Origin of the sequence: Clostridium sp. CAG:43 (assembly GCF_000434655.1) — a bacterium.
Lineage (GTDB): Bacteria > Bacillota > Clostridia > Lachnospirales > Lachnospiraceae > Otoolea > Otoolea fessa.
Map to the genome: position 1 here is coordinate 10,144 of NZ_FR894986.1, position 2,386 is coordinate 12,529.

At 50.0% G+C, this 2,386-nt stretch carries 1 protein-coding gene; it reads left to right on the top strand.

Annotated features, from left to right (window positions below; genetic code table 11):
* Positions 1-451: 451 nt before the first annotated feature.
* A partial coding sequence (locus tag QVO97_RS00485) for a transglycosylase domain-containing protein (protein ID WP_288188487.1) occupies positions 452-2,386 on the top strand: 1,935 nt, incomplete at its 3' end.

Genomic DNA, 2,386 nt, shown 5'->3' on the forward strand with positions numbered 1-2,386 from the left:
GCCACGCCGTTGTTAGTGCATGAACTTCTAGCATTTCTTCTTCGGAAACGGCGTTGATACAGCGAAAATGCAGTTTACAGACAAGTGTTTTTGAAGCTGAATGCATTGGCAAAATCCCGTTACTGTTTACGGGTAGGCATTTTTGGAACCGAAAGCGCCGTAAGAAAACGTGGTGGCAGCAGGAATTTGCCGTATTTAAATGCGAAGCCGCGGCAAATTCCGTTACTGGGCACGTATGCGCGAACCGTAACACGCGGCAGGAGATTGAGCAGATTTCGAAAACAGGCTTGTTCTTTTGGACAAAAAAACTTATAATAAAAGGGAGTCCAAGCTGATTTTGTCAGAAAAGTATAAAAAGTTGCTGTCCGCAGACAGGCATTTTTGAAGTCTAAGGTGCCGCATGAAAATAGAATGGAAGCAACCATAGATACATAGGAAGATGAGGGAAGAGATGAGGGAGAAACAGACGAGAGAGGACGCCTCCGGCGTTCGAAAGAAGCCGGTAGCTTCATCCGCACGATCTTCGGGCAGGCGGGGCACCGCAAAGAAAAGCGGGAAAATTGATGTCAGCAAGCAAAAGAAAGCGGGCAAAAATAACAGCCGGAGCGGTGGGCAGATCGTGTTCCATGCGATGGCAAGGATCTTTGGAACCATGTTCAAGACGCTTCTGGTGTGTCTGGTACTGCTGGTGATTGGCGGTGCCGGATTTGGCGCATATAAGCTGATTCCGCTCTATGAGGACTATAAAAGCCAGATAGAGGGAGTGGTGGAAAACAGTACGCTGGATACGTTCCGTTTGCAGGAGGCAAGTTATATTTATGATGCCAACGGTAATGTGCTGGCGAAGCTGACGGGAGACGAGGATTCTAGTTATTTGACGTATGACCAGATACCGCAGAATGCAGTCAACGCATTTGTGGCGATCGAGGATCGGACGTTCTGGGAAAATCCAGGCATTGATATAAAAGGTATTTTCCGTGTCGCAGTCAATTACTTTTTGACTGAGGGAGCAGAAAAGCACGGCGCGAGTACGATCACCCAGCAGTTAGCGAGAAACCGTTTTCTGACCCGCGAGGTGTCGATGGAGCGGAAGATCAAGGAGATGCTGATTTCCTTAGATCTGACGAAGAAATACACCAAAGAGCAGATTATGGAGTTCTATATCAATGATATCAGCTTCGCGAACACGTACTACGGGCTTCAGGCGGCTGCAAGAGGTTATTTTGGCAAGGATGCGGATGAACTGTCTTTGAGCCAGACGGCATATTTGTGTGCGATTCCGAACTCGCCGACGTATTACAACCCGTACCGTCATCCGGAAAATGCGCTGACACGCCGCGATAAGATTCTGGAAGATATGCTGAGTATGGGATTTATTACGGAGAAAGCGTGCAAAGAGGCAAAGGCGGAGGAGATCACGGTCAACCGCCAGAGAGTGCCGCTGCACAACTATGAGACGACGTATGCGATCGACTGTGCGATTCGCTATCTGATGCGCCGTGACGGCTTTGAATTCCAGTATGGATTCCGCAGCGACGAGGCTTACAAAGAGTACAATGCCAATTACAACGAGGTGTACAACCAGGAGCGCGATGCGCTCTATACGGGTGGCTATAACCTTTATACCTCGTTGGATCCGGACAAGCAGACGATCCTGCAGGATGCATTAGATGGAGTTCTGTCCTTTGATGGCAATACATCCGAAAACGGCGTTTACAAGCTGCAAGGCGCGTCCACCGTTATTGACAACAAGACGAACCGCGTCGTGGCGATTGTGGGTGGACGCAGTCAGGAGACGGATACCTACACATTAAACCGTGCGTTCCAGAGCCCGAGACAGCCGGGAAGTTCTATCAAACCGTTGATCGTGTATACACCGGCACTGGAAAATGGTTACACATCGGAAACAAGGATTCCGAATATCGATATTGACGCGGCGAAGCAGAAGGGCGTGGATGTGAAGTCCCTTTCCGGCGAGAGGCTGGAGCTTCGAAATGCGGTCGAGCGAAGTAAAAATGGTGTGGCATGGTATATCTATGATGATATCACACCGGATGTCGGCATGGCATATTTAACCCAGATGCGCTTCGCGAGCGTGCAGGCGGCGGACTATTATCCGGCGACCTCCCTGGGCGGCTTTACCACCGGTATGACGACCGAGGAGATGGCGGGCGCTTATGCGGCACTGTCAGACCGGGGACAGTACCGCGAACCGACTTGTATTATCAAGATGATCAATAACCAGGGCGAAGATATTTTTGAAGATTATGAATCGGTTCAGGTTTACCAGGAGAGCAGCGCCGTGCTGATGACCGATATTTTAAAGGGAGTTGTCACAAAAGGTACGGCGGCGTCGATGGGTTGGAGCGGCAATATAGAGGCGGCC